Source organism: Glutamicibacter sp. MOO4, from assembly GCF_056934395.1.
In genome coordinates this window covers 1,169,283-1,192,542 of the sequence record NZ_CM167800.1, presented here as the reverse complement: position 1 = coordinate 1,192,542, position 23,260 = coordinate 1,169,283, and the positions used below count along the sequence as shown (strand labels likewise).

Annotated in this window: 22 protein-coding genes; 15 read left to right on the top strand and 7 right to left on the bottom strand. The window is 55.3% G+C overall.

The genetic code is table 11. The annotated features are described in order from the left end of the window. Positions 1-30: 30 nt before the first annotated feature. A complete protein-coding gene (holA, locus tag AC1Z3F_RS05435; protein WP_131088237.1) occupies positions 31-1,023 on the top strand; it encodes a DNA polymerase III subunit delta in 993 nt (330 codons plus the stop codon). 179 nt (positions 1,024-1,202) lie between these two features. Here holA and rpsT read toward each other — a convergent pair whose 3' ends face one another. Beyond that, entirely contained in the window at positions 1,203-1,463 is a 261-nt protein-coding gene (gene rpsT / locus AC1Z3F_RS05430; RefSeq protein ID WP_131088236.1) for a 30S ribosomal protein S20, read from the bottom strand. Between the two features lie 170 nt (positions 1,464-1,633). Further along, on the bottom strand, positions 1,634-2,194 hold the full coding sequence (locus AC1Z3F_RS05425; RefSeq protein ID WP_131088235.1) for a type II toxin-antitoxin system PemK/MazF family toxin: 561 nt from the start codon (positions 2,192-2,194) through the stop codon (positions 1,634-1,636). Positions 2,195-2,306: 112 nt separating this feature from the next. On the opposite strand from AC1Z3F_RS05425, the gene lepA reads away from it, so the two are divergent. Further along, a complete protein-coding gene (gene lepA, locus AC1Z3F_RS05420) occupies positions 2,307-4,154 on the top strand; it encodes a translation elongation factor 4 (RefSeq protein ID WP_131088234.1) in 1,848 nt (615 codons plus the stop codon). Then, a complete protein-coding gene (hemW, locus tag AC1Z3F_RS05415) occupies positions 4,155-5,384 on the top strand; it encodes a radical SAM family heme chaperone HemW (RefSeq protein ID WP_131088233.1) in 1,230 nt (409 codons plus the stop codon). A gap of 12 nt (positions 5,385-5,396) precedes the next feature. On the opposite strand, the gene AC1Z3F_RS05410 is transcribed toward hemW, so the two are convergent. Together AC1Z3F_RS05410 and AC1Z3F_RS05405 are read right to left on the bottom strand one after the other, a co-directional pair. Beyond that, positions 5,397-5,798 carry a DUF4870 domain-containing protein gene (locus AC1Z3F_RS05410; protein ID WP_131088232.1) on the bottom strand — a complete coding sequence of 134 codons (402 nt, stop codon included), beginning with the start codon at positions 5,796-5,798 and terminating at the stop codon, positions 5,397-5,399. Positions 5,799-5,888: 90 nt separating this feature from the next. Beyond that, complete coding sequence (locus AC1Z3F_RS05405) at positions 5,889-6,758, bottom strand: DUF3097 domain-containing protein (protein ID WP_483566723.1); 870 nt, start codon at positions 6,756-6,758, stop codon at positions 5,889-5,891. Positions 6,759-6,886: 128 nt separating this feature from the next. Here AC1Z3F_RS05405 and hrcA point away from each other — a divergent pair, with 128 nt between their 5' ends. The 3 genes from hrcA (at position 6,887) to AC1Z3F_RS05390 (ending at position 9,870) form a co-directional block, all read left to right on the top strand. Next, positions 6,887-7,900 carry a heat-inducible transcriptional repressor HrcA gene (hrcA, locus tag AC1Z3F_RS05400; protein ID WP_483566722.1) on the top strand — a complete coding sequence of 338 codons (1,014 nt, stop codon included), beginning with the start codon at positions 6,887-6,889 and terminating at the stop codon, positions 7,898-7,900. 66 nt (positions 7,901-7,966) lie between these two features. Continuing rightward, positions 7,967-9,094, top strand: coding sequence for a molecular chaperone DnaJ (gene dnaJ / locus AC1Z3F_RS05395; RefSeq protein ID WP_483566721.1), 1,128 nt, complete (start codon positions 7,967-7,969; stop codon positions 9,092-9,094). Positions 9,095-9,096: 2 nt separating this feature from the next. Further along, entirely contained in the window at positions 9,097-9,870 is a 774-nt protein-coding gene (locus tag AC1Z3F_RS05390) for a 16S rRNA (uracil(1498)-N(3))-methyltransferase (protein WP_483566720.1), read from the top strand. 85 nt (positions 9,871-9,955) lie between these two features. Here AC1Z3F_RS05390 and AC1Z3F_RS05385 read toward each other — a convergent pair whose 3' ends face one another. Continuing rightward, positions 9,956-10,882, bottom strand: a complete 927-nt coding sequence (locus AC1Z3F_RS05385; protein ID WP_483566719.1) for a GerMN domain-containing protein — start codon at positions 10,880-10,882, stop codon at positions 9,956-9,958. A gap of 296 nt (positions 10,883-11,178) precedes the next feature. On the opposite strand from AC1Z3F_RS05385, the gene AC1Z3F_RS05380 reads away from it, so the two are divergent. The 7 genes from AC1Z3F_RS05380 (at position 11,179) to AC1Z3F_RS05350 (ending at position 18,656) form a co-directional block, all read left to right on the top strand. After that, entirely contained in the window at positions 11,179-12,207 is a 1,029-nt protein-coding gene (locus AC1Z3F_RS05380; RefSeq protein ID WP_483566718.1) for a PhoH family protein, read from the top strand. Further along, the gene (gene ybeY, locus AC1Z3F_RS05375) at positions 12,204-12,677 is read left to right on the top strand and encodes an rRNA maturation RNase YbeY (protein WP_131088225.1); all 474 of its coding nucleotides are present in this window, start codon (positions 12,204-12,206) and stop codon (positions 12,675-12,677) included. Before AC1Z3F_RS05380 ends, ybeY begins: the two co-directional genes overlap by 4 nt. Positions 12,678-12,681: 4 nt before the next feature. Continuing rightward, positions 12,682-13,977, top strand: a complete 1,296-nt coding sequence (locus AC1Z3F_RS05370; RefSeq protein ID WP_131088224.1) for a hemolysin family protein — start codon at positions 12,682-12,684, stop codon at positions 13,975-13,977. After that, the gene (gene era / locus AC1Z3F_RS05365; RefSeq protein ID WP_483566717.1) at positions 13,961-14,923 is read left to right on the top strand and encodes a GTPase Era; all 963 of its coding nucleotides are present in this window, start codon (positions 13,961-13,963) and stop codon (positions 14,921-14,923) included. Before AC1Z3F_RS05370 ends, era begins: the two co-directional genes overlap by 17 nt. 305 nt (positions 14,924-15,228) lie before the next feature. Further along, on the top strand, positions 15,229-16,968 hold the full coding sequence (leuA, locus tag AC1Z3F_RS05360) for a 2-isopropylmalate synthase (RefSeq protein ID WP_131088222.1): 1,740 nt from the start codon (positions 15,229-15,231) through the stop codon (positions 16,966-16,968). Positions 16,969-17,103: 135 nt separating this feature from the next. After that, complete coding sequence (recO, locus tag AC1Z3F_RS05355; protein WP_131088221.1) at positions 17,104-17,853, top strand: DNA repair protein RecO; 750 nt, start codon at positions 17,104-17,106, stop codon at positions 17,851-17,853. A 68-nt stretch (positions 17,854-17,921) separates the two neighbouring features. Then, entirely contained in the window at positions 17,922-18,656 is a 735-nt protein-coding gene (locus AC1Z3F_RS05350; RefSeq protein WP_483566939.1) for an isoprenyl transferase, read from the top strand. 3 nt (positions 18,657-18,659) lie between these two features. On the opposite strand, the gene AC1Z3F_RS05345 is transcribed toward AC1Z3F_RS05350, so the two are convergent. Further along, a complete protein-coding gene (locus AC1Z3F_RS05345) occupies positions 18,660-19,700 on the bottom strand; it encodes an alpha/beta hydrolase (protein ID WP_483566716.1) in 1,041 nt (346 codons plus the stop codon). Positions 19,701-19,760: 60 nt separating this feature from the next. On the opposite strand from AC1Z3F_RS05345, the gene AC1Z3F_RS05340 reads away from it, so the two are divergent. Beyond that, positions 19,761-20,825, top strand: a complete 1,065-nt coding sequence (locus AC1Z3F_RS05340; protein WP_131088219.1) for a quinone-dependent dihydroorotate dehydrogenase — start codon at positions 19,761-19,763, stop codon at positions 20,823-20,825. Between the two features lie 270 nt (positions 20,826-21,095). On the opposite strand, the gene AC1Z3F_RS05335 is transcribed toward AC1Z3F_RS05340, so the two are convergent. Then, entirely contained in the window at positions 21,096-21,689 is a 594-nt protein-coding gene (locus tag AC1Z3F_RS05335; RefSeq protein WP_131088218.1) for a DUF3043 domain-containing protein, read from the bottom strand. Between the two features lie 69 nt (positions 21,690-21,758). On the opposite strand from AC1Z3F_RS05335, the gene AC1Z3F_RS05330 reads away from it, so the two are divergent. Further along, positions 21,759-23,168 carry a M20/M25/M40 family metallo-hydrolase gene (locus AC1Z3F_RS05330; protein ID WP_483566715.1) on the top strand — a complete coding sequence of 470 codons (1,410 nt, stop codon included), beginning with the start codon at positions 21,759-21,761 and terminating at the stop codon, positions 23,166-23,168. Positions 23,169-23,260 lie beyond the last annotated feature (92 nt).

Here is a 23,260-nt window from a genome sequence, read left to right as displayed (position 1 = left end):
AATATATCGACCGAAGTACGAAGGAGCTCGATGGCACGCGCCCAAGCAAACCCCGGAATCTCATGGCGAGATATCACGCCGCAACCGCTAATCTTACTTACCGGTTCCGAAGATTACCTCGCTGCGCGCGCCTTTGAATTGCTCCGCTCCCAAGCTGCACAGCGAGAGGATATTCAAGTCACTCGGCTCGACGCAGCAAAGTACGAGCCAGGCGAACTGCTACTGGCTACCAGCTCCTCGCTGTTCTCCAGCGCCAACTTGGTCGAAGTTCATGAACTGGCTCAGATGAACGAGTACTTCCTCAAGGATGCAACCAACTATCTTAAAGATCAGGCTCCAGAGAACGTACTGATCCTGCATTATTCAGGTGGCACACGCGGTAAGAAGCTCATCGATGCCATCAAGGCAGCAGGCGCGTTGATTGTGAACTGTCAGCCGGTTAAAAAAGACGCCGAGAAAATTGAGTTCGTCCAGTCAGAGTTCAAGGCAGCGAAGCGCAGAATCACCAATGATGCGGTTAAGGCCTTGGTCTCTGCGGTTGGTAACTCATTGGCAGAGCTTGGATCGAGCTGTTCTCAGCTGATTCAGGATACGACTGGCACCATTGACCAGGACATCGTGGATCGTTACTACGGCGGTCGTGTGGAAGCGACGGCGTTTAAAGTCGCCGATGCTGCGATCTCCGGTAATGCTCAAGCCGCACTGCGCACTCTGCGCCATTCGCTGGGCACGGGAACGGATCCGATCCCCATTGTGGCGACGCTGGCGATGAAGGTTCGCCAGCTGGCCAAAGTGCTCGGCGTGAATGAGCCTGCTGCGACCTTGGCCTCTGAGCTAGGTATGGCTCCTTGGCAGGTTCAACAGGCACAACAGCAAGCTCGTGGTTGGAAACGTAGCGATCTTGCCCTGTGCATTGAAGAAATCGCCAACACTGATCGAATGGTCAAGGGTGGAAGTCGCTCGCCCGGTTACGCGTTGGAACACGCCATTATGTTCATCGCAGGCAAAGCACCCAACCGCTAAAACGTAGAACTACCTATCTAACTTTCGCTTCACCTCTTGAGGCGCTCCCGGTAGGTTTGATGACTTTTCTGCGCCCGGTAGCGGACGTTAGGGGAGCGGTAGCTAAACAAGACAGGTTAAAAAGACTGGCCCCTCGAAACTCGGAAGTTTCGAGGGGCCAGCTGAAGTCTAAGCGTGGCTTAGAGGGCGCTAACCTTCTTGGCAATTGCCGACTTGCGGTTTGCAGCGTTGTTCTTGTGCAGAACACCCTTGCTAACAGCCTTGTCGAGCTTCTTGCCAGCCAGGCGCAATGCCTCGGTTGCCTTTTCCTTGTCACCGGAGACTACTGCCTCGTTGACGTTACGGATTACGGTCTTTACTTCCGAGCGGACAGCTACGTTACGCAGACGTGCCTTCTCGTTGGTAAGGATGCGCTTCTTCTGGGACTTGATGTTTGCCACTTTAATAAACTCTCTCGTTTATCGCGAAATACGGTCGGTAGAGGGTTCATCCTTCAGGCCATCGACTGAGCGGTGTGGGGCACCTATGGCGACCCGAAGGGGGCGTGTCGCCCAACCTGCGCGACACACAAGGATTAACTTTACCAGAAGTACAGCTTCACAACGAGTACTTAGCCACGTTCGTTTAGGGCGTTCACCACAATGGTGAATCGTTCCTTGTCCAAGATTGCGCCTTCGCGACGAATCGACTGATCCTTCAAACGAATGATGCGATCAAGCTTCACTTCACTTGGGCGCTGTTCACGATCCCAATCGCCGGTTCCGATGTCGAGGTAGTCAGGGTCCTGTCGGCCCGAGTTGTTCCTGTCTTTGCTGGTGAGCATCAGGCCTAAGAGCCATCCGCCATCGCGTCCGACGATCAGCACTGGGCGATCCTTACCTTGCGAGTAGTCCTCTTCATAAGGAACCCAACCCCACACGATCTCGCCTGGATCGGCGTTGCCGTCCATCGATGGCTGGTACTCGTAATTGATTGTGCCTCGGTAGTCACCGGGGTAACTGCCGGCAATTGCCGCGCCACCATTTTGGTTGCGTGGCGTTGTGGTGGTGTGGTTGCTGCGTGAGCCGGAATTCGAGTTGCTATTGCTTCCTGAGGTACGTGCGCGAGTCCTATTGATCTGCTTGATCACGCGCATTACAAGACGGAGTATTTTCTCTGGATTCAGTGCCATGAACGACAAACTACCAGCTGTGGAACGTCGAAATACGTGATGACTCGGAAATCATGACAGAATGGAAGCTAATCCAACTACGTCTTTTAGTCAGCTAGTGAGGTCTGTTTAGGTGTCTCCATTGGCCCGCGCCGCTCAGGTGCCTGCCGCGACCGATCCGTCGCTTATCCGCAACTTCTGCATCATCGCCCATATCGATCACGGTAAGTCGACCTTGGCCGACCGTATGTTGCAGTTGACCGGCGTTGTCTCGGCCCGCGACATGAAGGCCCAATATCTGGATCGTATGGATATTGAGCGCGAGCGCGGCATCACCATCAAGTCCCAGGCTGTTCGCATGCCATGGGAGTCCGAAGATGGGACCGCTTACGCGCTGAACATGATCGACACTCCAGGGCACGTTGACTTCACTTATGAAGTTTCGCGCTCCTTGGCTGCCTGCGAAGGTGCCATCCTGCTTGTTGACGCAGCTCAGGGTATCGAAGCCCAGACGCTGGCGAACTTGTACCTGGCCATCGAAGGCGACTTGGCGATCATTCCGGTGCTCAACAAGATCGATCTACCTAACGCGCAGCCTGAAAAGTACGCTGCCGAACTGGCCAACCTCATTGGTTGCGAGCCAGAGGACGTACTGAAGGTTTCTGGCAAGACCGGCGAAGGTGTCGAGGCATTGCTTGACGAAGTGATCAAGCAGCTTCCACCTCCTGTGGGCGATGCAAATGCTCCAGCTCGTGCCATGATTTTCGATTCCGTTTATGACACCTATCGTGGCGTGGTTACTTACGTCCGAGTGGTTGATGGCAACCTTTCTCCTCGCGAGAAAATCCAGATGATGTCCACCGGCACCACCCACGAGCTGTTGGAGATTGGTGTTTCTTCACCAAATCCCGAGCCAACCAAGGGTCTGGGCGTTGGTGAAGTAGGTTATCTGATCACCGGCGTGAAGGACGTTCGCTTGTCCAAGGTTGGCGATACCGTCACCAACTTCCACAAGCCGGCCGCGACTTCCCTCGGCGGTTATGACGAAGCCAAGCCAATGGTTTTCTCGGGCCTGTACCCAATGGACGGTACCGATTACCCGGTACTGCGCGACGCACTAGATAAGTTGCAGCTCAACGATGCTGCGCTGACCTACGAGCCAGAGACCTCCGTCGCGCTGGGCTTCGGCTTCCGCGTCGGCTTCTTGGGCCTGCTGCACTTGGAAATCACCCGCCAGCGACTTGAAAATGAATTCAATCTGGACCTGATCTCCACCGCACCCAACGTGGTGTACGAGGTCATGGGCGATGACAAGCAGCTGATCACCGTGACCAACCCTTCGGAATTCCCTGATGGAAAGATCTTGGAAGTCCGTGAGCCGATGGTCGCAGCGACTATTTTGGCACCCAGCGAGTTTATTGGTTCAGTTATGGAACTGTGCCAGTCTCGCCGTGGCACCATGCGCGGTATGGACTACCTTTCTGAAGACCGCGTTGAAATGCGCTACCACCTGCCCCTGGCAGAAATCGTGTTCGACTTCTTCGACCAGCTCAAGTCCAAGACCCGTGGCTACGCGTCACTGGACTGGAAGGCTGACGGAGAGCAGGTCGCCGATCTGGTGAAGGTCGATATCTTGTTGCAGGGCGATCAGGTGGATGCATTCTCCGCTATTACGCACCGCGACAAGGCCTACGCGTACGGCACCATGATGACTTCAAAGTTGCGTGAGCTCATTCCTCGCCAGCAGTTCGAAGTACCGATCCAGGCCGCAATCGGTTCGCGCATTATTGCCCGTGAGAGCATCCGCGCTATTCGTAAGGACGTTCTGGCCAAGTGCTACGGCGGCGACATCAGCCGTAAGCGCAAGCTGCTCGAAAAGCAGAAGGAAGGCAAGAAGCGTATGAAGATGGTTGGCCGTGTGGAAGTTCCACAGGAAGCCTTCATCGCCGCTTTGTCCACCGACGAACCGAAAAAGAAGTAAATGCCTTCAGTTTTACCTGACGGCGATCCGGCTCCGGCCGATGGTCTGCTCCCCGCCTCATGTGCTCATGGGGCGCAGGAGCGGACCATGTCCTTTTACGTGCACATTCCGTTTTGCACGGTTCGTTGCGGATACTGCGACTTTAATACCTATACCGCCACCGAACTCGGTTCTGGCTCTAGCCAAGCAACCTACGCTGCGACCGTGGGCAAAGAAATCAGTTTTGCTCGTGAAGTGATGGACCGTTCCGGCCAGCCTCACCGCGAGATCGAAACAGTATTTTTTGGCGGCGGCACACCAACCTTGTTGCCAGCGAGCGATTTGGTTTCGGTACTCGCACAGATCCGCAACGATTTTGGTCTGAAGCCGGGCGCAGAAGTCACCACCGAAGCTAACCCAGACTCGGTGACGCGTGAAAGCCTGCAGGAGCTTGCCGACGGCGGCTTCACCCGCGTGTCCTTCGGCATGCAGTCCGCAGTTCCTCATGTACTCAAGGTCCTTGAACGCACCCACGACCCAAAGCGTGTGCCTCAAGCTGTTGCTTGGGCTCGTGAAGCCGGTCTAGATGTGAGTGTTGATCTGATCTATGGAACTCCGGGGGAGTCCTTGGAGGATTGGCGCACCAGCATCGAGGCAGCACTGAGCTACGAGCCAGATCATATTTCGGCTTATGCGCTGATCATCGAAGAAGGAACCAAACTTGCGGCGCAGATTCGTCGCGGGCAAGTACCTAATATTGACGACGATGACCACGCAGAGAAGTACCAAATGGCCGATGACATGTTCGCGGCCGCCGGTTTCTCTTGGTACGAGGTCAGTAACTGGGCTAAAACGCCAGCCAATGCATGCCAGCACAACATCGCCTATTGGACGGGCGGTGACTGGTGGGGAGCAGGCCCTGGCGCTCACTCCCATGTTGGCGGTCTGCGTTGGTGGAACGTGAAGCATCCTGCGGCCTATCAGCAGCGCATGGATGCAGGGATCTCTCCAGGCCACGGTCGAGAGTACCCTGATGCCGATGCAGTTCAGCTAGAACGCACCATGCTGCTGACGCGCCTGAGTTCCGGTATGCAGATCAGCGATCTAGATGAAGTTGGCCGCAAAAAGATTGCTGGCTTGATCGCGGACTCACTGATCGATCCTAAGGCTGCCTTTGGCGGAACTTTGGTGTTAACGCAAAGAGGCCGGCTATTAGCCGACCTCGCAGTGCGCGAACTTCTCGATTTCTAAATCTGCAAAGTTCTACTTCATCAAGCGCAAGTTGTACTTGTAACGGTAAGGGTTGCCCTTGTTGGCTTGGATTCCCGCAAGGGCACCCGAAACCGTCATGAATACCCAAAGCGCTACGGCCAGTACAGAGAAGACCCAGCCAACAATCGGCACGATGGTCAGCACGTTTAACACGATAGCCAGAACGGTCAGCGGCAAGGTGAAGTTGAATGCTTCCTTGGATTCCTGAGCGGTAAACGCACCACGATCCCGGAACACAGCGAAGATAATAGCAGCCGGGATGCAGCCAAGAACTGCGCCGAAGTGAGCCATCGTTGACCACAGACGATCCTCAGTGGGAGTCAATGGCTGCGCAGAAGTTTGAGAGCCCTCAAAGCGGGAGTCATCCGAAGACTGCGTCTGGCGTGAAGTCACTATTATTCCTTGCTGTGGGGTTGTTGGTCATACCAATCATAGCCGGGTCTGCGCCGCAGGCTGGGAGTTTACGACGCGCTAATCCAACTATTAGTTATTTGTTAAGTAACCGTAATCTTCGGTGGTGAGGAAATCGATTAGTTCCTCAATCCTGCCCAACAGTTGTGGCTCTAGCTGCCCATAGTGTGAAACCGTAGACAAGATCCGCTGCCAACCAATGCCGATGTCCTCGGCAGTTTCGTGAGGCCAGCCGAAGGCCTTGAGGATACCGGTCTTCCAATCGGTACCCTTCGGGATCACCGGCCACGCTCTGATCCCCAACGTGGCGGGTTTGATCGCTTGCCACACATCGATGTAGGGGTGGCCGAGAATCAAAACGTTATTTGCTGCGCCGGGAACTTTTAGCGCTTCCGCCACAATGAGGGACTCTTTGGAACCGGCCACGAGGTGATCCACGAGGATACCAAGGCGACGTTCGGGGGATGGGGCGAAGTCACGGATCGCACCGGCTAGATCGTCCACACCATGCAGAGGCTCAACAACGATGCCTTCAACACGTAAGTCGTGGCCCCAAACCTTTTCAACCAGTTCCGCATCGTGTTTACCTTCAACCCAAATCCGACTGGCACGAGCCGCTCTTGCCTTGAGCCCGGACACGGCTCGGGAGCCAGAAGCGGAAACCAGGTTTTTAGGTGCGGCCACTTTTGCTACCGGGTCAATCATCTCCACGGGTTCGCCCTCAAGGAAAAAGCCAAACCCTGCTTGGAATGAGCGAGACTTGCCGTGGCGGTCCTCCAAAACAATGATTCGCATGCCACCAGATTTTTCGGTGCGTATGACTTCACCCACCCAGCCGGAAGAGACATCTTCGAGAATCATGCCCAGTTCAATGGGGACCTGGCGGAGTTTTTTGGGTGCTGGTGCACTCAGATCTTGCGGTCCCCAGGAGTAATTTGCCACGTACGGCCTTTCGCTGTGATCGAATACGCTCAAAAACCAATGCTAGCAACCGTTGAACGTATTAGACTTGGCACTTGACAGGTTAGAGTGCCAAACCCTTCACATGGGGATTGTTAGGAGGTGCTGTGGTGAGTGAGCTAAGGCGTTTGGATGTTCTGCGAGCAATCGTAGAAGACTACGTCCAATCCCGGGAGCCAGTTGGCTCCAAGGCGCTGCTCGACCGGCACAACCTCGGCGTCAGCGCAGCGACCATCAGAAATGACATGGCGTTGCTGGAAGAGGAGGGGCTGATTGCTGCCCCGCATACCTCTTCGGGACGCATCCCCACCGAAAAGGGCTACCGGCGTTTTGTGGACGAGATCGGCGAACTTAAACCGCTCTCTCGGGCTGAACGCGATGCGATCAACAAGATCCTCGATAGTTCCAATGACCTCGACGAGATGCTCAAGAGCACCGTTCGGTTATTGGCCCGGTTAACTAACCAGGTCGCGATGATCCAGGTGCCGCACTACGACATGGCTTCGCTGAAAAATCTTGAACTAGTTGCCTTGGGCAGTGCTCAGGTATTGATGGTCATGATCGCGTCCAATGGGACCGTGGATCAGCGAATGCTGGCTGTGTCGCGAGTGTACTCGGAGACTGAACTGGCCGATTTGAAGCTGTGGTTATTGAACAGCTTCGAGGGTGTGCAACTGGCAGAGTTGCGTGGAAAACTAACCCGTGCAGGGCTTAGCGCCCAGCAACAGTCGGATCCATTGGTGGACAGCGTTTTGCTTGCGTTGGAGGAAATGGCTCAAGCTGCCAATACTCAACGCATCATCATGTCGGGAACGGCAAATCTGGCCCGAGTGGAAGGCGACTTCCCGCTGAGCATCACCCCAGTGCTTGAAGCGCTGGAGGAACAAGTAGTGTTACTTAAATTGTTCTCTGAGCTAGAAGCCGATTCTCGTGGTGTGGCCGTAGCCATCGGCACCGAACACCACTATGGTCAGCTCTCTGAGGCCGCGGTTATTGCTACTACTTATGGTTCGGACGTGCGCAACAAGCTTGGCGTGCTCGGCCCAACCAGAATGAACTATCCGACCTCGATGGCCTCGGTGCGGGCTGTAGCCCGTTACCTGTCGAAGATTTTGGCGAACTAACAACGCTGGTATCACACCCAGCATTTTTTGAATTTTGCATTTTTAGGAAAGGACACGGCGAACAACGTGAGCTCGCATTACGAGACCTTGGGCGTTGCCAAGGACGCGACCCCGCAGGAAATCAAGAGTGCCTACCGCAAGCTGGCACGTAAGCTACACCCGGACGTGAACCCAAGCGCGGATGCCTCCGAGCAGTTTAAAGCTGTGACGCACGCCTACGAGGTCCTTTCTGACCAGACCAAGCGTTCGAACTACGATTCGACCGGAGATGAAAACGGTAATGGCCACCCAGGCTTTGGTGGTGGCGGCGGACAGGGCTTCGGCGGATTCGGCGACATCTTTGAACAGTTCTTCGGTGGCGGACAGGCCCAAGGCCCAGCATCGCGCACCCAGCCAGGTCGAGACGCACTGATCACCATCACCATCGATCTGGAAGATGCGGTCAAGGGCACCGTGTACCCATTGGAGATGGAAACCGCGGTCACCTGCAAGACCTGCAACGGCTCTTGCACCCGCGAGGGAACCAGCCCGGTCACCTGCGACATCTGCCATGGTGCCGGTCAGGTTCAGCGCCCAGTGCGTTCCTTCCTGGGCCAAATGATGACGGTGGAAACCTGTGCTGCTTGCCACGGCTTCGGTACCACCATCCCGGACCCTTGCTTGGAGTGCAACGGCGAAGGCCGCGTTCGCGAACACGTTTCGAAGTCGCTGAACGTTCCTGCCGGCGTGGATTCGGGAACTCGTATCCAGCTGCGTGGACAGGGTGAAGCTGGCCCGGGCGGTGGCCCGAACGGCAACCTGTTTGTTGAGATCGATGTACGACGCCACAAGATCTTCGAGCGAGCACAGAGTGATCTTCACGCCAAGATGACCATGCCAATGACCGCGGCAGCACTCGGTTCAGAACTGAAGCTGGAAACCTTTGATGGCGAACAGCCGATCAATGTTGACTCCGGTGCACAAGACGGCGACACCATCACCCTTCCAGGTCTTGGTGTTCCTCGTCTACGCGGTGGCAAGCGCGGCGATATCATCGTCCACCTGCAGGTAGAAACGCCAACCAAGCTTGACGCTGCCCAGCGCGACTTGCTCGAACAGCTGGCAAAGCTGCGCGGTGAGGAAATGAGCGCAGGACGTGTTGAGCACTCCGGCGGCATGTTCTCGCGTCTGCGTGACAAGCTGAACCAGCGCTAAAGATGAGCAACCACAGCTTTGTCATCGACGCTGATCTGGCACAAAACGCGGTGCCCGGTGACACTTTGGAACTCACCGGACCCGAAGCCCACCATGCGGTGACCGTCAAGAGGGTCACCGCCGGTGAACAGCTGGACCTGCTTGACGGGCGTGGTCTGCGCTTAAGCGTAGAAGTCCAGACCACGGGTAAAGATTTCCTCAGCGCCACGGTAGTCAGCAGATCTCAAGAGGTCACCAGCGATCACCCGGTGACCCTGGTGCAGGCTCTGTCCAAGGGGGATCGTGACTTGCAGGCCGTTGAATCGGCCGTGGAGCTTGGTGTGCTGGCGGTTCGCCCGTGGCAAGCTGATCGATCCATCGTGCGGTGGAATGCGGCAAAGGCCGAGAAGGCCTTAGCTAAGTGGCAAGCCCAGGTCCGTTCGGCACAGAAGCAATCACGGCGCGCCTTCGAGCCTGAGGTCTTGTCGCTGGCTAGCTCTAAGGAGCTGGCTAAGAATATCGCTGCTGAAACCAGCGCTGGTGCTCTCGTGTTGGTTTTGCACGAACAGGCGGAGCAGTCGGTAGCAGTTCATGTGTCCAAGTGGCGGGAAACTGCGCAGCCAGGCCAAAAGGTGCTGATGATTGTCGGGCCAGAAGGTGGCATCTCGGACACCGAGTTGCAGGCCTTCGTGGAAGCTGGGGCCCACGCGGCTTTGCTGGGGCAGCACGTACTTCGTGCCTCCACAGCTGGGCCGGCAGCGTTGGTGCTTATTCGGCATTTACTCGGCGAAATCTAGGTCAAAAAAATTATCGCGAGTACCAACAGGTACTCGCGATATTTTTTGCTAGGTCAAGTTATTTCAAGCCAAAGATGGTTCGGTCCTACTTGACGGTGAATTCGCTGGACACTTCGCCAACTTTGTCGTCCGAACCGGATTCCATGCCCCAGAAATTGAGTTTGTAAGAGCCAGCCGAAAGCCGTTCAACAATACTAAATGAGCCATCCTTTTGGATCTTTCCGGCGATGACCTGCTTTTGCGCAGTGATCACGGTGAGCTTTGAGTCGGCGTCCTTTTTCTGAAGCGAATAGAACGTACCGATATCAAACTTTGTGGTGCGACCGTTGATCGTGACCTTTTCGTCTTCCAGACTGGTGCCGAACTGTGGGTCGATCACCCAGATTGGTGCCATGAATTTGGCATTGCGTTCATAAACGTCTTTGAGGCGATGTCCACCAAAAACGTTGGCGTTCGGCTTGCCATCAACAAGGATTTTCACCGTCGCCGGTGTTTCTCCTACGAGGAGTCCGGAGCTGGCCGCGGCCGCCGTTGCGGTAAAGACCAACTGCTGGATGGAGCGTTCAGACAAACCCTCGTCCAGGTGGGCGTTGAAGACCTTCGCCGGCAAATCTAAGGTGATGACATTGGTATTGCTGATCGATACACCGACCTCATCTGAGGGCTTCATCAGGGTGTATCGGTGGGGACCAGCGGGATCGGCCGAGAGCAAGGTCCAGATCGCATCACCGATCGGCTCGTTATGCCGAGTGTCATCCATGTACTCGCGGTACAAGAACACGCCGGACTTTGTATTTTCTAACCAGTAGACCGGTAAACGAGTCAGTACGTCCATCTGTTCACTGGGGTCGGTAGATACCGGCAGATTCAGTGAGTCCGAGCTCGCACTGGCAGGCATCTCAAAAGAACTCTCACGATTCGCCAGACCGCAACCAGCGGCGACGACGAGAGCTGCAGTGATTCCAAGAATGCCGATCCGGCGTGGAATCTTCTGCGTGAACTTTGACTGCACTACGTACCAATCCAGAAGAAAATATTGTCTATGGGGCACCAAAACATTTTGGAGCCGCTGTCATAGCTTGCCATAAGATTTGTCCAAAACGACCCAAAAAGTACCCTCCCTACTAATCCGTAACCAAATCTATATCTTCGCGACCTGCTCCGAATAGATTCATTCAAGGGTACTTTCAGGTCTCGTACTTACGCTGAGACCTGAATTTTCGCCCGAATTCTTGATGACTGGATAGAATGGGACCAAGGACAAAGTAACACCACCGCCAAGCTCACAAAAGGGGCAGCAAGCACTGCATGCAGGTTGAACAGAATAAGACGCAAGCGGAAATCGATTCCGCATCGCTGACCATCAGTTTTGAAACAGCTGAACTCATGATCGCCACTTTGGGACCAAACGATGAGCTCTTGCGAATTCTCTCTGGTGCTTATCCTCAGGTTGGTTTCCGCCCCAATGGCCAGACTCTGGTTCTAGTTGGCGATCATCAGCAAGTCCGCAAAGCTCAACGAGTAACAGAAGAAGCTCGTTCGCTGGCTACGCGTGGCTCACGTATGAGCGCCGAAACCATTGAGCAGATCATCAAGATGCTCGGCGCTGGCAATCCCGATGCACCTACCGATGTGTTAGGCCTAAAGATTCTTTCCGGACGCGGCCGTGCCATTCGACCAAAAACGGTCAATCAGAAAAGCTATGTCGATGCCATTGAAGACTCGACCATCACCTTTGGTATTGGTCCAGCCGGTACCGGCAAGACCTTCCTCGCCATGGCTATGGCAGTAGCTGCCCTGCAGGACAAGCAGGTAAGCCGCATCATCCTGACTCGTCCGGCCGTTGAGGCAGGGGAGAAGCTAGGATTCTTGCCCGGTTCATTAACCGACAAGATCGACCCTTACCTTCGCCCGCTCTACGATGCGTTGCACGACATGGTGAATCCTGAAACGATTCCACAACTGTTGGAGGCGGGAACCATTGAGGTAGCCCCCTTGGCCTACATGCGTGGACGCACCTTGAATGATGCCTTTGTGATTCTTGACGAAGCGCAGAATACGACCAGCGAACAAATGAAAATGTTCCTCACCCGTCTGGGCTTCGGCTCCAAGATGGTAGTGACCGGAGACATCACCCAGGTAGATCTGCCTGGAAATACTGTCTCGGGTCTGCGCATGGCCAGCGAAGTACTTGAAGGCATCAATGACATCAGCATGTGCCGTCTGGATGCATCAGATGTTGTCCGCCATCGCTTGATCGCAGACATTGTTTCTGCCTACGACAGTTGGGATGACACCCGACGCAAAGACCACAACCGGGGACGGCGCAGCAAATGAGCATTGAAGTAAATAACGAAACTGAGTACGACGTTGACCTACAAGACGTCTCCAACTTGGCGGACTCGGTACTCAAGTCAATGTTCCTGCATCCTGAGACCGAAGTATCTGTCGTTTTTATCGACGAAGATGCCATGAGTGCTCTGCACGTGGAATGGATGGACCTTGAAGGTCCCACCGACGTGATGAGCTTCCCGATGGACGAGCTACGTCCGGGAACCGCGAAGGCACCGGGGGAGAACGGCATCCTCGGCGATATCGTCATCTGCCCTACCGTGGCCCAAGCGCAGGCTGAAGCCGGTGGGCACAGCACGCACGACGAGATCTTGCTACTTACCACCCATGGTCTGTTGCACTTGATGGGCTTCGACCACATGGAGCCAGAAGAAAAAGAAGAGATGTTCACCTTGCAACGCAATTTGCTCGAGGCCTACACGGGACGCCCTGCACCGAAGGAAACGGTGGAATAACCCCGTGGAAATACTTTTGCTGATTCTCGCCCTGGTTTTTATGGCAAGCTCTGCCGTGCTCACCGCCGCGGATTCAGCCTTCTACGCATTATCTCGGCACGCAGCTGAACGGCTACGTTCCGAATCAAATTCCAAGGCCCTCTCGGCGATCTTGGATGACACCGAAACACACGCGCAAGCCATCAAGTTCTGGCGCATCTGGTTTGAAACAGCCTCAGCAGTTGCCGTGGCGTTGCTCGTTGCCCAATGGATCGACAGCGTCTGGCTCATCGGATTGCTTTCAACCATTGTTATGGCCGCCCTCGGGTTTGTGCTGGTCAGCGTTTCACCTCGACGCTACGGACGCTCTAATGCTCAAGGCGTGGTGCAAAATACCGCGCCGTTGGTCCGCTTGCTACGTATTGCTCTCGGCCCGGTAACCAATTGGCTGGCCTCAATCGCCAAAGCACTAAGCCCCGGCGGTACCGATGAAGCAGGCTACCTTGGCAAAGAACGATTGCGGGACCTCGTGGATCGTGCCTCCGAAGGCGAAGACCTTGATGAGGAATCAGCCGAGCTGATTTCTTCGGTCATCGACTTGGAAGAAACCAGTGTGCGCTCGGTGATGGTCCCACGTACCGACATGGTGGTGTTCACCTCAGAACAGTCCTTGCATAGCGCGATCGACCTGTTCATCGCTTCGGGTTACTCACGCATCCCGTTGATCGGTGAAGATACCGACGACATCCTCGGCATCATCTACCTCAAGGACCTGATCCGCGAGATCCACGGACTGCAACAAGCCCAAACGCTGAGCGATCTAGCCCGCAAGGTGCGGTTTGTTCCGGAGTCAAAATCGGCCGCTGAGCTACTTCAAGAACTTCAGCAAGAATCAATCCATCTTGCCGTGGTCATTGACGAGTACGGTGGAACGGCCGGACTGGTCACGCTCGAGGATCTACTGGAAGAAATCGTCGGCGAGATCGACGACGAGTATGATCGATCGAGGGCCGAACTGATCGAAAACCCAGATGGGTCGTTGTTTGCTGTAGCTACCGCATCCATCGATGACATCGCCGATCACTTCGAAATGCACATTGACGAGGAAGACGTCGACACGGTCGGCGGTCTATTGTCCAAGGCGCTAGAATCGGTGCCGGTACTCGGCTCCACCGCCGATGTGCACGGTCTGCGGTTGACCGTAGTTGCCCTCGCCGGGCGACGAAACCGCATTGGCAAAATCCATGTAGAGCGTCTGGAGACGGACGCATCCGACCATAATGAGAACAACGAGGATTCCGCACATGAGCGAAAACCATAACCTGCTTTCCACCAGTGGGTGGCCCGAGAACTACCGTTCGGGCTTCACCTCCTTTGTGGGACGACCTAACGCCGGAAAATCGACGCTGACCAACGCGTTGGTTGGCCAGAAGGTTGCCATCACCTCGGCAAAACCACAGACCACTCGCCACACCATTCGTGGCATTGTGCACCGCGAAGATGCCCAGTTGATCTTGGTTGATACCCCGGGCCTGCACCGTCCGCGTACCCTGCTCGGGCAGCGCCTGAACGATCTGGTAGCAGACACCCTTTCCGAAGTTGACGCGATTGGCTTCTGCATCCCAGCCAACGAAAAAATTGGCCCCGGTGACCGTTACATCGCCACCCAGCTCGCGCAGTTGCAGCGCAAACCCATCGTCGCCCTGGTCACCAAGGCTGACTTGGTAGACCGCGAACAATTGGCGCAGCAACTTATTGCCGTAGCCGAAATGGGAACCCAAAACTTTGGGGAGAACGGCTTCTCGGCCATCGTCCCGGTCTCGGCAGTGAAGGAATTCCAGGTTCAGGAAGTCGCTGACGTACTTGTTGAGCAGCTGCCAAAGGGCCCACCACTGTACCCAGACGGCGAGCTGACCGATGAGCCTGAGGCCAAGATGGTCGCCGAACTGATCCGTGAGGCAGCACTCGAGGGCGTTCGTGACGAACTTCCACACTCGTTGGCAGTTGTTGTTGAGGAAATGATCCCTCGTGAAGGTCGTCCCGAGAACAACCCGCTGTTCGATATTCACGTGTCTTTGTTTGTTGAGCGATCCAGCCAGAAGGCCATCGTTATTGGCCGTGGTGGCTCGCGTCTGCGCGAGGTTGGCTCCAACGCGCGCAAGGGCATCGAAAAGCTGCTTGGCACCAAGGTTTACCTCGACTTGCACGTCAAGGTGGCCAAGGACTGGCAGCGCGATCCTAAGCAGTTGGGACGTTTGGGCTTCTAGGCATAGCTAGAAATCTTCATCCTTACTCTCATCCCTGTCGGTCTTTGGACCGGCAGGGATGAAGTCTTTAAGCCCGGCAACCCCAGGCATCTTGTCCACAATGTGACACAAGTCCGACATAAGTTTGAACCCTGCCGAACGCTCGGTGTTATGCTCAAATCGTGCATTTCGAGCTTCTACTTCTACTGTGCCGCTGCGAGGATCCAAAGGACCGTTAGTGGTCTACAGGCCGACCCCTCGTCGCGGAGTAGCTCTTGTCTGGCCCCACAAACTAAGCACTATTTTTGTCTAGGGGACACACCGAAATGCAGAACATGCAGAAATCTTCGAACATGCCAATCCACAAGTATGTTCCTTTCCAGGACCAGATCGAAGTAAACCTTCCCGATCGCACCTGGCCCGATAAGTACATCATCAAGGCCCCGCGCTGGTGCGCCGTTGACTTACGTGATGGAAACCAAGCGCTGATCGACCCGATGAGTCCTGAGCGCAAGCACAAAATGTTCGACCTGCTCGTCCAGATGGGCTACAAGGAAATCGAGGTCGGCTTCCCGTCCGCCTCGCAGACCGACTTTGACTTTGTGCGTCAGCTGATCGAACGCGGCATCCCTGATGATGTCACCATCCAGGTTTTGACCCAGTCACGCGAGCACCTGATCGAGCGCACCTATGAAGCGCTGGAAGGCGCCAAGCAGGCCATCGTTCACCTGTACAACTCCACCTCGATCCTGCAGCGCGAAGTAGTCTTCCGTCAGGACGAGGACGGCATCGTGGACATCGCAGTTCAGGGCGCGCGTCTGTGCAAGAAGTACGAAGAGCAGCTGACCGGCACCAAGATCACCTACGAGTACTCGCCTGAGTCCTACACCGGTACCGAGCTGGCTTTTGCAAAGCGCATCTCCGAGGCGGTGGCCGAGGTACTGGAGGCCACTCCAGAAAACAAGATGATCCTGAACTTGCCAGCCACCGTGGAAATGGCCACCCCTAATGTGTATGCCGACTCCATTGAGTGGATGCACCGCAACCTGGCTAACCGCGATTCGATCATTCTTTCACTGCACCCACACAACGACCGTGGCACCGGTGTTGCCGCAGCTGAACTGGGCTACCTGGCCGGCGCAGACCGCATCGAAGGCTGCCTGTTTGGTAACGGTGAGCGCACCGGCAACGTGGACCTGGTGACCCTGGGCATGAACATGTTCGGTCAGGGTGTTGACCCAGAAATCGACTTCTCCGACATGGACCACATCCGTCGCACTGTTGAATACTGCAACCAGCTGCCAGTTCCAGAACGCAGCCCTTACGGTGGCGACCTGGTGTTCACCGCTTTCTCTGGATCACATCAGGATGCGATCAAGAAGGGTCTGGAGTCCATGGAAGCCAAGGCAAATGCCGCGGGCAAGGACATCAACGACTTGGTTTGGGCTGTACCGTACCTGCCGATCGACCCGAAGGACATTGGTCGTTCCTACGAAGCTGTGATTCGTGTGAACTCGCAGTCCGGTAAGGGTGGCGTCGCCTACCTGCTGAAGAACGACTACAACCTGGATCTGCCACGTCGTGCGCAGATCGAGTTCTCTGGTGTCATCCAGCGCACCACCGATACCGAAGGTGGCGAAATCTCCTCGGAGCGCATCTGGAACGTCTTCCAAGATGAGTACCTGCCAGTATCCAAGGATTCAGATTTGGATCCATGGGGCTACTACGAAATCGCTTCAGTCATTGCAACCTCGGCTGAAGACGGCAGCTTCCAGCTGGATACCAAGCTGGTTATCGACGGTGTAGCTCACGAGCGTAGTGCTCAGGGCAACGGTCCACTGTCCGCGCTGGTCAAGCTGCTCAACGAAGACGGCGTGGATCTGCGCGTCTTGGACTACACCGAGCACGCACTGAGCGAAGGTGGCAATGCTAGCGCAGCAGCCTTTGTTGAATGTGCTGTGGGAGATCGCATCCTGTGGGGCATTGGTATGGACACCAACACCAACATTGCTGCCCTGAAGGCAGTGGTTTCGGCAGTGAACCGCGCAATCCGCGACGCCGCCTAGCCACAAGCCTCTTCAACGCACGGCGGGCACGAAGTCAAACAACTTCGTGCCCGCTGTGCGCTGTTTTAATTGCCTGCGACACTCGCACCTTTGCTGATTGCGCAGTTTGATCTGGGTAGTGGGAGAATATTCTTCGTGTCCAGATCAGGTTTTGCTTCTAAAAGCTACCACACTCGTGGTTTGGTCTTACGTACCCACAAACTGGGTGAAGCGGACCGAATTATCACCCTGCTCACGCCCAAGGGGATCGTGCGAGCCGTTGCCAAAGGCGTTCGTCGTACTTCCTCGCGACTCGGCGCAACACTCGAGCCTTTTATGGAGGTCGAGGCGCTGCTGGTGATGGGTAGAAACCTAGATATCGTTTCTCAGGCCCAGCTTCAAAACTCCTATGGGCACCTGCTGGTGGCAGATTATCCAAGTTATACGGTAGCTAATGCGATGGCCGAGATCGCTGAAAAACTTCTTGAGGCCGAAAGCGATAATATCGCCCAACAGTACCGGCTGTTCCATGGTGCCATTGCGTTGCTCTCCAAACAGCGGGTGGATTCCGGAGCCGTGCTCGATTCCTACATCTTGCGGGCGCTTTCAATTGCAGGTTGGGCGCCGTCGTTCACCAATTGTGTCCGTTGTGGCAAGCCGGGGCCGCATGAAGCGGTACATGTGCAGCTAGGCGGGGTCGTTTGTACCGACTGCCGCCCGGCTGGTTCATTGTCCCCACATCCAGTGACCATCCAATACCTGCAAGCTCTGCTGACCGGCGATTGGGACACCGTCGCCCAAGCCGGACCTCGCGCACGCAAGCAGGCCGCGGACATCGTGGCAAACTATTTACAGTGGCACCTTGAGCGCGCAGTAACTTCCCTACGTCTCGTGGAGAGAAATTGAAAAAACTTCCCAAGATTACCGGCCGACCAGGCCCCGTCGCACCCTATGCACACCCTGCGAACCCGGTCATGCCAACGGTTCCACGTGAGCTGATTCCTGAACACGTTGCCATCGTGATGGACGGTAACGGACGTTGGGCCAATGAACGTGGACTGCCTCGTACCGAGGGACACCGCGCTGGCGAAGCTGCCCTGCTGGACGTTATTGCTGGTGCCGTGGAAATGGGCATCAAGTACGTTTCTGTCTACGCTTTCTCCACCGAAAACTGGAAACGTAGTCCCGAAGAGGTGCGCTTCCTCATGGGCTTCTCCCGCGATGTGCTTCGTCGCCAACGCGACACCCTGAATTCGTGGGGCGTACGAATCCGTTGGTCCGGTCGCGAACCTAGACTGTGGAAATCAGTGATCAACGAACTGCGCGTTGCCGAGCAAGCCACCGAAGCAAACCTAGGTTGCCAGCTGACCATGTGCGTGAACTACGGCGGACGCGCTGAGATCGGCGACGCGGTGAGCGAAATCGCCAAGGATGTTGCTGACGGAAAGCTTCGTGCCAGCGCTGTCAGCGAAAAGACCATCGCCAAGTACCTGTACGCCCCTGAATTACCTGACGTGGACTTGTTCCTACGCACCAGCGGAGAGCAGCGAACCAGCAACTTCTTGCTGTGGCAATCCGCGTACGCCGAGATGGTGTTCCTGGATCAGCTCTGGCCTGATGTTGACCGCCGCACCCTCTTTACCGCGGTAGAGCAATACGCCCAACGCGATCGTCGTTATGGCGGCGCAGTGGACAAGCCTCAGAGCTAAGTATTATGGCCGAGCAGTACCAACCATTCGTAACCACAGACCAAGATCTTGGTAGGCAGATGCCCGCGCCGGTTCGGCCGAGGTAAAGACGTCGTGCATGGCACCGGGAACTTCACATAGGGTGACAAAGCTACCTAGCTTTGCCGCCCGGAGTCTTGTCTGTTGAACGTCGAGTACTGAATCGGAATGTTGCATCTCGGGGGAGTAACTAGTGCCGATGCGCGTCCGGTCCGATGTCATGACCAAGATGGGCAGCTTTAGACCTAACCCCTTGGCGACCATGGCGTGGCCTTCAAAGATCGTCTTGAGCCATCCGGCCGTATTGGGAAAAGCGAGCCGAGGTCGCCATAGCCGGTGAACGTCCCATTGCCCTTGTGCCTGGGTGCTCAGCGACTGCCAGTAGTGATCAAATTCTGGGCCCATCAGTTTTCGACGTGGATTTGTTCTGGTGAGCGCTTCCATCAGCCCATGAATAGGAATGCGCAAAAAGGCGGTTCCCTGAAATTCGAGCCAGGGTGAATTCAGTACAAGTGCCTTGATCTTTGGATTGGTTCGAGCGATCCACAAACTCAGGATCAGGCCACCGGTTGAGTGGCCCTGGGCTACCACCGGAAGGCCGTGATGCTCGGTACTCATTAGGTCCAGGGCCGCTTCGATGTCTTGGTCGAAGATCGAAAGATCATCCACGTACCCTGGCAGTTGATGTTCAGACCTCAGGCTGCGGCCGTGCCGTCGTAGGTCCAACGCGTAAAAGTGGTAACCATGAGCGTGCCAAAAAGTTGCCAGCTCTCGATTGTAAAAGTAGTCGCTCCACCCGTGGATGCTAAGCACAATGCCTTGGGCTTTCCTGCCGAGCTTATGTCGCCGCCCTGGCGGAACGTAGCGAACCAGAGTTGCAACAGCCGGACCTTCGTCATCAACACCAAAATCTAAAGTACGCTGCTCAAAGTCTTCTCCCATAGGATCTGCGGTCCATTGGCCCGAAAGTGTTGAGGAAAGATAATCGGGCCACGATTCGCTCGAGGGACTCGTCGGCAACTTCATATCTTGAATACTACCCATCTCGAGTTGGCTGTTTGAGGTTCTTCACGGGAAAATGATTTTATGCGCATTTACCCTCTGGTCTTCAAACATGTGTTCACCAAAATGGATCCTGAACAGGCACACCATTTTGCATTCAACGCCATCAAGATTGCGCAACGCGCAGGGCTCACCAAAGTGACGCGTAAATTCTTCGCGCCGGCACCTAAGCTGAAGCGAACCGTCATGGGCATTGACTTCCCATCACCGTTTGGACTCGCGGCTGGTTTTGATAAGGGCGCTACCGGGATCGTTGCGCTCAGCGACATTGGTTTTGGACACGTCGAGATCGGTACGGTTACCGGTCAGGCGCAGCCAGGTAACCCGCAGCCGAGACTCTTCCGTCTGGTTGAAGACCGTGCGGTGATCAACCGTATGGGATTCAATAACGAAGGCGCCGAACGCGTTGCAGCGAGAGTATCCAATGCTCGTCAAGCACTGAAAAGTGATTACGACGCTACCCGTCCGGTGATCGGCGTGAACATCGGCAAGACTAAAGTTGTCGAACTTGAAGATGCAGTGGGGGATTACCTCGCGTCAACACGTCAGCTGGCCATCCACGCGGACTACCTCGTGGTTAATGTGTCCAGCCCAAATACTCCGGGTCTACGCTTGCTACAAAGTGTGGAGTCGTTGCGACCACTGCTCAGTGAAGTTGGACAGCTGGCAGATAACGTAGCCGGTCGTCATATTCCGTTGCTGGTCAAGATTGCACCGGATCTGAGTGACGAAGACGTTTCTGAAGTTGCCCAGTTGGCAGTGGAACTTGAGCTCGACGGAATTATCGCCACCAATACAACCATTGGACGCGATGGGCTAAAGAGCGATTCTGCGAAGGTTCAGGAAATTGGCGCCGGCGGTTTATCAGGTGCTCCTTTGAAGCAGCGTTCCCTCGAAGTACTTCGCCAGCTGCGTTCCTTGGTTCCTGAACAGATGGCACTGATCGCTGTGGGCGGTGTTGAGAATGCCCAAGACGTTAAGGATCGACTGGACGCAGGCGCAAACCTCGTTCAGGGTTACACCGCGTTCCTTTACGAAGGACCGTTCTGGGCGCGCTCGATCAACAAGAGCCTAGAGCGCATTCTGTAATCAGCTGCGCTGGAAAAAGCATGATTTGGTAAAGCAGTGGAGAACGAGTTTGAACTTGTTCTCCACTGCTTTTTTGTATCCGCGACTACAAGTCGATAAGGAATGCGTCTGCTCGGGGGAGTACAAGGTTTTTAGGGCCAGGACACTAACCCTTAGTAAAACCTTGTAAAAGTATATACACACTTTAAACATTGTAACTGGCCACTAAAGGATATTAGAAAAGGGACAAGCTCTTTTGAGCTTGTCCCTTAGTGGCTGGTACAGCCGAAATTAGTCGATTTTGGCGCCTCGGGCGACCTGTGGCTTCGGCAAACGAAGCTTACGGAACTGCATTCCACGCATCGCTGCGTACATGCGGATACCGCGTTCCATATGGCCAAACTTTGCCACTAGGCGACGCTTGAGCACGATTGAAGTGAAGATCGCTTCAAGGATGATCAAGGCGATAACAACCCAGAGGGCGATCTGAACGATCATCTGAACCGGCAGATTCCGTTGGAATACCAGCGAGATCACCAAGAAGGCCAGGATGATAAACATCATGAACTCGCCGAACATCCAACGAGCATCAATGAAGTTGCGAGTGTAGCGCTTCTGTTCACCCTGATCACGTGGCATCAGGTAGCGCTCTTCACCTGTCTCATTGGCCAAGCGAAGGCGGTTCTGAGCTTCGATGCGTCGCTGACGCTCTGCTTCTTTGGCTTCCTTGCGGTCAGTAGGCACCAAGGGGCGCTGACGGTTTGCCTGCTGCGCACTGCGCTTGGGCGTTGGTCCCGCTTTACGGCCATCCGTTGAATCCGGAGCCTGCTCTGCGGGCTGTACATTTACGGGGGATTGAGGATCATCCTTTTTACGTCCAAACACCCCACCATCTTAGCCGGAAATAGTTAGCCACGTGACATTCGATACGCGAGGAATTGCTAGGCTGAAGACATGAGCACAAATTCAACCTTCGACGCCGCAACGAATGGCGTCGATATTCAGTCACTCAAGAACCACATTGATTCAAACTTCGAGCAGATCCTCGAAGAGCTCAAGACTTTGGTTTCTATCCCGAGCATCGCTTGGGAGTCCTTTGATCCGCAGAACTTAGAGAAGTCCGCACAAGCGGTCGCCGAGTTAGCTAAGAACGCAGGCATGGAATCGGTAGAGATTCTGCGCGAACCAGCTGACGATGGCACGATGGGCGCTCCTGCAGTTGTCGCTCAACGCAAGGCAGCTCCCGGCAAGCCAACCGTTCTGCTTTATGCCCACCATGACGTGCAGCCTCCAGGCAACGACGCGGATTGGAACACGCCGGTATTCGAAGCCACCAAGGTAGGGGACCGCCTCTTTGGCCGCGGCGCTGCCGACGACAAAGCCGGCATCATGGTTCACATCGCCGCATTGCGCGCGGTGCTTGATCTGGTCAGCGATTTTGGTGTTGGCGTTACCTACTTCTTCGAAGGTGAGGAAGAAGCTGGATCGCCGTCCTTCCGCAACTTCCTCGAAGCACACCAGGACAAGCTGGCAGCCGACGTGATCGTTGTTGCCGACTCCAGTAACTGGGCCGTGGGTACCCCGGCGTTGACCAGTTCATTGCGCGGTATGTGTGCAGCGGAGATTACCGTTCGTTCGCTGAAGCACGCCGTTCATTCGGGCATGTTTGGCGGTCCAGTGCTGGACTCGCCGTTACTCGCTGCAAAGCTCATCTCCACCTTCCACAATGAAGATGGTTCGGTCGCCGTTCAGGGCTTGGTGTCCAATGAAACTGCGGACGTCGACTTCGACGAGCAGCAGTTCCGCAATGACTCGGGCGTCCTGGATTCGTTCGAATTGGCCGGTACCGGGAAGATCACCGATCGCCTGTGGAATAAACCAGCGCTGAGCGTCATTGGAATGGATATGCCTAGCGTTGATCAGTCGTCGAATACCCTCATTGCGCAAACGCGTTTTAAGGTTTCGATGCGATTGGCTCCGGGACAAGATCCAGCACAGGCTCTGTCCGCCCTAGAAGAGCACGTAATGGGTGTCGATCTTCGCGGTGCACAGGTGGACTTCAAGGCAACCGAAGCCGGAAATGCTTATAAGGCTGATCTTGATGCTTCGGCTAATGACACCGCCCGATGGGCGTTGGAACAAGCTTGGGGTGTTGTACCGGTAAATATGGGCTTAGGTGGCTCAATCCCATTCATCGCTGATTTGCTCGAAGTCTTCCCGAAGGCGCAGATTCTTGTGACCGGTGTTGAGGACCCTGATTCAAGGGCGCACTCCGCGAACGAGTCACTGCACATCGGAGACTTCCAGCACGCTATCGAGGCCGAAGCGCTTCTACTGGCAAGGATCAACGTCGAAGGGCTATGAGGCGCGTCATACGAAGTGACACAGGGGGAGAAATCTTAGCTGTTGCGACGTAGGATAGAACCAAGAGCAGAGGCTGAACTTTGAGGGCAATC

Coding starts and splice junctions, on each gene's coding strand:
- holA (WP_131088237.1), top strand. CDS start 31: ATGGCACGCGCCCAAGCAAACCCCGGAATCTCATGGCGAGATATCACG.
- AC1Z3F_RS05425 (WP_131088235.1), bottom strand. CDS start 2,194: ATGGCACTGAATCCAGAGAAAATACTCCGTCTTGTAATGCGCGTGATC.
- hemW (WP_131088233.1), top strand. CDS start 4,155: ATGCCTTCAGTTTTACCTGACGGCGATCCGGCTCCGGCCGATGGTCTG.
- AC1Z3F_RS05390 (WP_483566720.1), top strand. CDS start 9,097: ATGAGCAACCACAGCTTTGTCATCGACGCTGATCTGGCACAAAACGCG.
- AC1Z3F_RS05380 (WP_483566718.1), top strand. CDS start 11,179: ATGCAGGTTGAACAGAATAAGACGCAAGCGGAAATCGATTCCGCATCG.
- ybeY (WP_131088225.1), top strand. CDS start 12,204: ATGAGCATTGAAGTAAATAACGAAACTGAGTACGACGTTGACCTACAA.
- era (WP_483566717.1), top strand. CDS start 13,961: ATGAGCGAAAACCATAACCTGCTTTCCACCAGTGGGTGGCCCGAGAAC.
- leuA (WP_131088222.1), top strand. CDS start 15,229: ATGCAGAACATGCAGAAATCTTCGAACATGCCAATCCACAAGTATGTT.
- AC1Z3F_RS05350 (WP_483566939.1), top strand. CDS start 17,922: ATGCCAACGGTTCCACGTGAGCTGATTCCTGAACACGTTGCCATCGTG.
- AC1Z3F_RS05345 (WP_483566716.1), bottom strand. CDS start 19,700: ATGAAGTTGCCGACGAGTCCCTCGAGCGAATCGTGGCCCGATTATCTT.
- AC1Z3F_RS05340 (WP_131088219.1), top strand. CDS start 19,761: ATGCGCATTTACCCTCTGGTCTTCAAACATGTGTTCACCAAAATGGAT.
- AC1Z3F_RS05330 (WP_483566715.1), top strand. CDS start 21,759: ATGAGCACAAATTCAACCTTCGACGCCGCAACGAATGGCGTCGATATT.